Source organism: Azospirillum sp. TSH64, from assembly GCF_003116035.1.
Classification (GTDB): domain Bacteria; phylum Pseudomonadota; class Alphaproteobacteria; order Azospirillales; family Azospirillaceae; genus Azospirillum.
The window spans coordinates 5070504-5077886 of sequence record NZ_LGQW01000015.1; the positions used below are offsets into that span (position 1 = coordinate 5070504).

General features: G+C 68.7%; 8 protein-coding genes. 7 read left to right on the forward strand and 1 reads right to left on the reverse strand.

The features are described from left to right. Positions 1 to 165 precede the first annotated feature (165 nt). Both TSH64_RS24350 and def read left to right on the forward strand, forming a co-directional pair. Positions 166 to 1026 (forward strand): DUF1989 domain-containing protein, encoded by an 861-nt coding sequence (locus tag TSH64_RS24350; RefSeq protein ID WP_109448969.1) that lies wholly within the window; start codon positions 166 to 168, stop codon positions 1024 to 1026. A 77-nt stretch (positions 1027 to 1103) separates the two neighbouring features. After that, a complete protein-coding gene (gene def, locus TSH64_RS24355) occupies positions 1104 to 1640 on the forward strand; it encodes a peptide deformylase (RefSeq protein ID WP_211099166.1) in 537 nt (178 codons plus the stop codon). Positions 1641 to 1708: 68 nt separating this feature from the next. Here the strand turns inward: def and TSH64_RS24360 are convergent, their stop codons facing one another. Then, positions 1709 to 3199, reverse strand: coding sequence for a PLP-dependent aminotransferase family protein (locus TSH64_RS24360; protein ID WP_109448971.1), 1491 nt, complete (start codon positions 3197 to 3199; stop codon positions 1709 to 1711). A 314-nt stretch (positions 3200 to 3513) separates the two neighbouring features. Between TSH64_RS24360 and tauA the strand changes: the two genes are divergently transcribed. From tauA to TSH64_RS24385, 5 genes are all read left to right on the forward strand, one after another. Then, positions 3514 to 4521: a taurine ABC transporter substrate-binding protein gene (tauA, locus tag TSH64_RS24365; protein ID WP_109448973.1), complete on the forward strand. Its 1008-nt coding sequence runs from the start codon at positions 3514 to 3516 to the stop codon at positions 4519 to 4521. 46 nt (positions 4522 to 4567) lie between these two features. Beyond that, a complete protein-coding gene (gene tauB, locus TSH64_RS24370) occupies positions 4568 to 5371 on the forward strand; it encodes a taurine ABC transporter ATP-binding subunit (RefSeq protein ID WP_109448975.1) in 804 nt (267 codons plus the stop codon). Continuing rightward, positions 5368 to 6249, forward strand: coding sequence for an ABC transporter permease subunit (locus tag TSH64_RS24375; RefSeq protein ID WP_109448977.1), 882 nt, complete (start codon positions 5368 to 5370; stop codon positions 6247 to 6249). Before tauB ends, TSH64_RS24375 begins: the two co-directional genes overlap by 4 nt. 26 nt (positions 6250 to 6275) lie before the next feature. After that, entirely contained in the window at positions 6276 to 7031 is a 756-nt protein-coding gene (locus TSH64_RS24380; RefSeq protein ID WP_109448979.1) for a sulfite exporter TauE/SafE family protein, read from the forward strand. Positions 7032 to 7045: 14 nt separating this feature from the next. Then, a partial coding sequence (locus tag TSH64_RS24385) for an SDR family NAD(P)-dependent oxidoreductase (protein WP_146208137.1) occupies positions 7046 to 7383 on the forward strand: 338 nt, incomplete at its 3' end.

Below are 7383 nucleotides of genomic sequence, written 5' to 3' on the forward strand. Positions count from 1 at the left end.
TGGTTTCCATATGGCCGTTACCGATCTCAATGGTGTTGTCGGTGCCGATCCCGGTGAAGGCTTCGGCCCAGGGCGCAGCCCGATTGCGCAACAACCCCTGAACCGTCCTTGAACAGTCCCTGAACAGCCCTCGCCGCGAGCGGGCACAATCGAACGGAAAAGCCAATGAAGCCCACCCCCATCACCGCGCCCCCCGCAGATGCCGCTGCACGCAAGGCGGTCAGGCCGGTCATCTGCTATCCGACGCAGAGCCTGCCGCGTGCCGATCTGGCGGCATACCGCGCGGTGCGGGACGGGATGGAACTGATCGGGACGGTGGTGGTCCCGCCGCGCGATGCGGCCACCTGGACCGTGCCCGCCGGCCACTTCTGCCGCATCGTCTCGACCGAGGGCGCACAGGTTGGCGACCTCAACCTCTTCAACGCGAACGATCTGAAGGAGCGGCTCTACACCGGCAAGACCCGGGCGCTGAACGGCACCCATGTGGGGCTTGGCGATCAGCTGTTTTCCAACCTCCCCTATCTCCGCCCCATCGCCACCATCACGCACGACACGCTCGACTGGTACGGTTTCGACGAATTCGGCGGGTCGGTGCATGACGTCATCGGCACCCGTTGCGACCCCTACACGCACAACCTGCTCAGTGCCGGGGACCATTACCACCACTGCTGCCATTCCAATCTCACCCGCGCCCTGGCGAAAGCCACCGGCATGAGCCTGGCCGAGGCCGAACCCCACATCCACGATGTGCTGAACGTCTTCATGTGCACGGGCTTTACCCGGGACACCGGGCAGTATTTCATGAAGGCGAGCCCCGTGCGGCCGGGCGACTACCTGGAGTTTTTCGCCGAAGTGGACCTGCTCGGCTGCATGTCCGCCTGCCCCGGCGGCGATTGCTCGTCGGAGCACTCCTCGGACACGGCCAGTTGCCATCCGCTTCTCGTCGAGATCCACAAGCCCGCCCGACTGCCGGAGGGATGGCGCGCACCGGCCATCAATGGCTACGACCGAAGCCACGGCTGCTGAACGGCTCAGAGCGGGCTTGCACTGCGGTCGATCTCGATGACTCATTGAGTCCATCGGATCGGAGTGAGGGACACATCATGCGCGAAATCTTGAAGATGGGTGATCCCCGGCTGCAACGGGTGGCGAGGCCGGTCGAGGATATCCACGACCCGGCGGTGAAGTCGCTGATCGCCGAGATGTTCGAAACCATGCATGCCGCCAACGGCGCCGGGCTGGCCGCACCGCAGATCGGCGTCGACCTGCGGGTGATCATCTTCGGCTTCGACGCCAATCCGCGCTACCCGGACGTGCCTCCCGTCCCCGTCACCACGCTGATCAATCCCTGGTTCGAGAAACTCACCGAAGAGGTCGAGGAGTCCTGGGAGGGCTGCCTGTCGGTTCCGGGGCTGCGCGGGATGGTTCCGCGGTGCACGCACATCCGCTATGGCGGCACGCTGGAGGACGGCACGACGCTCGTCCGCGAAGCGAAAGGCTTCCACGCCCGGGTCTTCCAGCACGAGTTCGATCACCTCGACGGCTTCCTCTATCCCCAACGGATCGTGGACATGTCCAAGTTCGGCTTCATCGACGTCCTGTTCCCGGAATCCGGACTGGCCGATCTGGAAGAGCACTGACACGACCCAGGCGGGAGATGTCCTTGCCCGAAAACCCCCAATCTCGGTGCCGACGGGGTCACGCCGGTTCACGCCGCCAGCAAAGCCCCAAGGCGGCGTAACCCCGGTTCGATCCGGTGAGCGGCAATGGAGGTGAAGCCCAGCCGGAAATACCGGCGGCCCTCGGCGGGATCCAGAAAGAAGATATCGCCGGCTTCGATCAGGACGCCCTGATCGCGTGCCCTGCGAACCAGATCGCGGCTGTCCAGGTCGGGCGGCCCTTCGATCCAGAAACTCTTCGCGCCGAAGTCGCGGCGGGGCCGGCAGCCGGGCAGAAGCTTCGGCAGCAGTTCGGCGATCAGCTCGGCCCGCTCCTCCAGCACGGCGGCGGTCCGGCGCAGATGCTGGCGGTAATGGCCGAGCTGGATGAAGGTGGCGAGGCTGCGCTGGTTGTTGGTCGGCGGGTGGCGCAGCATCAGCCGGCGCAGGACGCGCAGCTCGTCGATCACCGGCTTCGGCGCCACGATGTAGCCGATGCGCAGGCCCGGCGCCAGGATCTTGGAGAAGCTGCCGGTGTAAATCACCCGGTCGGCCCGGTCGAGGCTCTTCAGGCAGGGCAGATCGGCATCGCCCTCCACCGACAGGTCGGATTCATAGTCATCCTCGATCAGGACGACGTCGTGGCGGGCGGCGGCGTCCAGCAGGGCGCGCCGCCGCCCCATCGGCATCACGGCGGTGGTCGGACACTGGTGCCCCACCGTCACGAAGGCGACCCGGCGGCTGGCGAACACCGCATCGGGCAGGACGCCGAAGCCGTCGCAGGTCAGCGGCCTTATGTCCGCCGTCGCCATGCCGACCATGTGGCGCACGTCGGGATAGCCTGGATTCTCGATCCCCACCGGCGTGTCGCGACCGACCAGCAGCTGGACCAGCATCGACAGCGCATGCTGGGAACCGATGGTGACGATGATCTCGCCCGGACCGGCGAAGATGCCGCGGCGGGGCAGCACCTTGTGGCGCAGCTGGTCCAGCAGGTCGGGGTCGTCGTCGTCGATCATGTCGCGGGCCCAGCGGGTGATCTCCTGCACGCTGGACGCCGCCTTCACGCTCTCCCGCCATGGGTTGGTCGGGAACAGGCTGGGATCGAACTGTCCGAACAGAAAGGGATAGGGATAGTCCGTCCAGTTGCGCGGCTTGGTGATCTGCGGCAGGCGCGACGGCCGGATGGCGAAGCGCGCCGCCCAGCCGCCGGCCTTGTCCGCCGCGGCGCCGTCCGCCGCGACGCCGGTGTGCGTGGGCTCCGACGCACGCCGGTCGTCCGACGGGGCAACGAAAAAGCCGCTGCGCTCCCGCGCGACCAGCAGGCCATCGTCGATCAGATGCTGATAGGCGGCGTTGACGGTGTTGCGCGAGATGCCCAGCGCCTCGGCAAGGCTGCGGCTGGAGGGAACCCGCATGTCGGGTGCCAGCAGGCCGGTCTCGATGGCGTCGGCGATGATGCCGCGGACGCGCGCGCTCAATCCCTGCGGGTCGCGCTCCATCCCGCCGAAAAGAAGCCGCCAGGCGGTGTCGATCTGCATGGTGCAACCGTCCTTCTTACCCCGGGCCATCGCATGGGAGTGACTGCCCCGGTATGCGGAAAAGCAAGAAGGGTGCCGGCCGATGACGGGCGGAAAGGCGCCGATTGCGGCGGCCGGGATGGTCACCGGACGGGCGTCTGCCCAAAGGGGCGCCACATGGCGCGGGATGGGGCAGCGGATCGGGCGCCTGACCAGTGACCGCCGCAAACCGGGGGGATCTGGACCTTTCGGCGGGGGCGGCGGCTGGGTCCTAATGGCCGCATCGGCCCAATAGTCACATCGGCCTAATGACCGGCCTCGACGGAGACCCCGCCATGACCTTCAGCAAGACCCTGCTCGCCACCGCCTTCGTCGCAATCGGCGCGCTGTTCGGGGCCTCCGCCCCGGCCGTGGCCGCGGAGAAGACCGTCACCTTCGCCTATCAGGACATGATGACGCCGATCCGCGTCCTGATGGAAAGCGGCGATCTGGAGAAGAAGACCGGCTATGCCGTGAAATGGGTGAAGTTCGGCGGCGGCGGCGACGTGATCCGCGCCATGGCGTCGGGCAATGTCGACATCGGCGAAGCCGGCTCCTCCCCCATCGCCGCGGCGGCCTCCCAGGGCCTTCCCATCACGCTGTTCTGGATCCTGGACGACATCGCCAACGCCGAACAGCTGGTCGCCCGCAACGGCAGCGGCATCAAGTCCATCGCCGACCTGAAGGGCAAGACGGTGGCGGTGCCCTTCGTGTCGACCTCCCATTACCAGCTGATGTACGCGCTGCAGGAGGCCGGGCTGTCGGGCAAGGACGTGAAGCTGCTGAACATGCGTCCGCCGGAAATCGCGGCGGCGTGGGAGCGCGGCGACATCGACGCCACCTTCATCTGGGCACCGGTCCTGACGACGGCGAAGAAGAACGGCACCGTCATCGCCAGCGCCGGCGATTTCGCCAAGAAGGGCAAGGCGACCTTCGACGGCATCGTCGCCACCAAGGCCTTCATGGCCGCCAACCCCGACTTCATGACGGCCTTCGTCAAGCTGCTGGCCGCCGCCGACGCCGATTACGCCAAGACCGGCGATAGCTGGACCGCGGCGTCGCCGCAGGCCGCCGCCATCGCCAAATGGACGGGCGCCGCCCCGGCCGACGTGCCGGACGGGCTGGCCGCCTACCGCTTCCCGACCCTGGAGGAGCAGGCGTCGAAGGAGTGGCTGGGCGGCGGTGCCGCCGAGGCGCTGAAATCGACCGCCGAGTTCCTGAAGAGCCAGGGCCGCGTCACCGAACTGGCCCCCGACTACGGCCCCTTCGTGACCGCCGACGTTGTCAAGGCGGCCGCCAGGTAACGGTCCGGTCCGCAGCACCATCCCCCCGCAATCAGGAGGCCCAGCCATGCTCGAAGTCCGCAATGTCAGCGTCCAGTATGGCGGCGGGGAAAGCGCCACCGTCGCCCTGTCCTGGGTCGATCTGACCATCGAGCCGGGGGAATTCGTGGTGGCGCTCGGCGCGTCGGGCTGCGGCAAGACGACCCTGCTGTCCTGCATCGCCGGCTTCCTGCCGCCGACGGACGGGGAAATCCTGCTGGACGGCAAGCCGGTCACCGGGCCGGGGGCCGACCGCGGGGTGGTGTTCCAGCGCCACGCCCTGATGCCTTGGCTGAGCGTGGCCGACAATGTTGCCTTCGGGCTGAAGATGCAGGGCATGGGCAAGGCCGAACGCGGCCGGCGCGCCCGCAGCATGCTGGAGCTGGTCGGGCTGGCGTCCTTCGCCGACAAGCGCATCTACGAGCTGTCGGGCGGCATGCAGCAGCGCGTCGGCATCGCCCGTGCGCTGGCCGCCGACCCGCGCATGCTGCTGATGGACGAGCCGCTGGGCGCGCTCGACGCCTTCACCCGCGAACAGATCCAGGAGCTGATCCTGCGGGTGTGGGCGGAGACGCGGAAGATGGCCTTCTTCATCACCCACGAGGTGGAGGAGGCGATCTTCCTGGCGACCAAGCTGATCATCATGACCCCGCGCCCCGGCCGGATCGCCGAGATGATCCCGCTGGAGTTCAGCCGGCGCTTCCTGGCCGGGCAGGATGCCCGGTCGGTCAAATCCTCCCCCGATTTCATCGCGATGCGCGAGCGGGTGCTGGGCTTCATTCACGAGCGCAGCGACCACGGCAGCCACGCCGCCACAGGAGAGGCCGCATGAAACCCACCGCCACGGAGCAGGTGCGATCCGCCAAAAGCCCGGGGGCCGGGCTGGCCGGCATTCCGTCCGGGATGGTGCCGTTGAACCGGCTGCGCCGCCGAATGCAGGGATTTCGGTCGCAGCCGGCGCTGATCAGCATGGCGGCCATCCTGGCGGCGCTGGCGCTGTGGGCGGCGCTGACCGGCCAGGGCGTGGTCAAGCCGCTGTTCCTGCCGAAGATCGGGACAGTCTTCCAGGCCTTCCTCGACGCGGTGGACGGAAGGATCGACGGCGCGCCGCTGACCGAACACATCGCCATGAGCCTGGTGCGCGTGGTCAGCGCCTTCGTGCTGGCGGCATTGATCGGCATCCCGGTGGGGCTGGCGACCGGGTTGAGTACGACCCTGCGCGCGGCACTCGATCCCTTCATCGAATTCTACCGGCCGCTGCCGCCGCTGGCCTATCTGCCGCTGGTCATCATCTGGTTCGGCATCGGCGAGACCTCGAAGATCCTGCTGATCTTCTTCGCCTGCTTCGCCCCGGTGGCGCTGGCCGCCCGGGCCGGCGTGTCGGCGGCGGCGGCCGATCAGGTCAACGCCGCCCGCGCGCTGGGCGCCAGCCGCTGGCAGGTGGTGGTGCATGTGGTGCTGCCGGCGGCATTGCCCGACATCCTGGTCGGGCTGCGGATCGGCATGGGGGTGGGGTGGACGACGCTGGTCGCCGCCGAGATGGTCGCCGCCTCCACCGGCATCGGGCAGATGGTGCTGAACGCGTCCAACTTCCTGCGCACCGACATCGTGCTGATGGGCATCTTCGTCATCGGCGCCTTCGCCACCCTGTTCGAGTTCGGCATGCGCTGGCTGGAACGCCGCCTGGTGCCCTGGAAGGGCAAGGTCTGAGCCGCTGAGGGAAGGTTGCGAAACCGATGTCCATGCTCCTCTTCGGGGGCGTGACCTTCCTCGCCGCCGCGTTTCGCGGGGTGACGGGGTTCGGATACGCCCTGATCGCGGCGCTGGGGCTGCTGTTCCTGCCCTCGCCCGCCGCCGGCATCCCCTTCATCCTGGTCAGCGACCTGCTGTTGACCTGTTTCCTGCTGCTGGACCGCGAACAGGGGGCGGTGGATTGGGCGGTGGCGCGGCTGATGCTGGCGATGGGGTTCGCCGGCGCGCTGTGCGGCAGCCTGATCGCCGCCAGCCTCGACGACGGCACCTCGCGGCTGCTGGTCGCGGTGACGGTCTTCGCGGCGGCCTGTGTCGCCCTGGTGCGGGAGCCGCCGCACTGGCTGCGGCACCGGACGGTCGGGGCCGGCATCGCCTTCATTGTCGGCGTGCTGCTTGCCGCCTTCGCCGTCGGCGGGCCGCTGATCGCGGCATGGCTGCTGGCCGGGGGGCGGGACCGGCGGACCATCAAGGGGACGCTGGCGGTGTTCTTCGGCGCAGTCGATGCGCTCAGCCTTGCCGGGCGCGCCATGGTCGGGGCCATCGACCCCGGCGTGGCCGGGCTGCTGGCGACCTTCATCGGTCCCACGCTCGCCGGCTTCGCCGCCGGCCGGCTGCTGTCCGCCCGCCTCAGCCTCGACGGCTGGCGGCGGCTGGCCTCCGGGGGCCTGTTCGCCGTGGCGGTGGCCGGCCTGATCCAGACCGCCGTCACACTGGGCCTGAACTTCACCACTCCGTCATGAGGAAAGATCGAACGATGTCGAACACCGCCGCGAAAACCGGCACAGGCAAGACCGCCATCGTCACCGGCGCCACCTCCGGCTTCGGCGACGCCATCGCCCGGCGGCTGGTGGCGGAGGGTTGGCGGATCGTCGCCACCGGCCGGCGCCAGGACCGGCTGGATGCCCTGGTCGAGGCGCTGGGCGGCCCGGATGTCGTCCATCCACTGTGCTTCGACATCCGCGACGAGGCGGCGACGCGCGACGCCCTGGCCACCCTGCCCGACGCCTTCGCCGGCATCTCCGTCCTGGTCAACAATGCCGGGCTGGCGCTCGGCACCGGGGCGGCGCAGGACTGCGACCTCGACCAGTGGCG

Excerpts from the sequence above, each read along its gene's own strand:
- TSH64_RS24360 (WP_109448971.1), bottom strand. The coding sequence starts at position 3,199 with ATGCAGATCGACACCGCCTGGCGGCTTCTTTTCGGCGGGATGGAGCGC.
- tauA (WP_109448973.1), top strand. The coding sequence starts at position 3,514 with ATGACCTTCAGCAAGACCCTGCTCGCCACCGCCTTCGTCGCAATCGGC.
- tauB (WP_109448975.1), top strand. The coding sequence starts at position 4,568 with ATGCTCGAAGTCCGCAATGTCAGCGTCCAGTATGGCGGCGGGGAAAGC.
- TSH64_RS24350 (WP_109448969.1), top strand. The coding sequence starts at position 166 with ATGAAGCCCACCCCCATCACCGCGCCCCCCGCAGATGCCGCTGCACGC.
- def (WP_211099166.1), top strand. The coding sequence starts at position 1,104 with ATGCGCGAAATCTTGAAGATGGGTGATCCCCGGCTGCAACGGGTGGCG.
- TSH64_RS24380 (WP_109448979.1), top strand. The coding sequence starts at position 6,276 with ATGTCCATGCTCCTCTTCGGGGGCGTGACCTTCCTCGCCGCCGCGTTT.
- TSH64_RS24375 (WP_109448977.1), top strand. The coding sequence starts at position 5,368 with ATGAAACCCACCGCCACGGAGCAGGTGCGATCCGCCAAAAGCCCGGGG.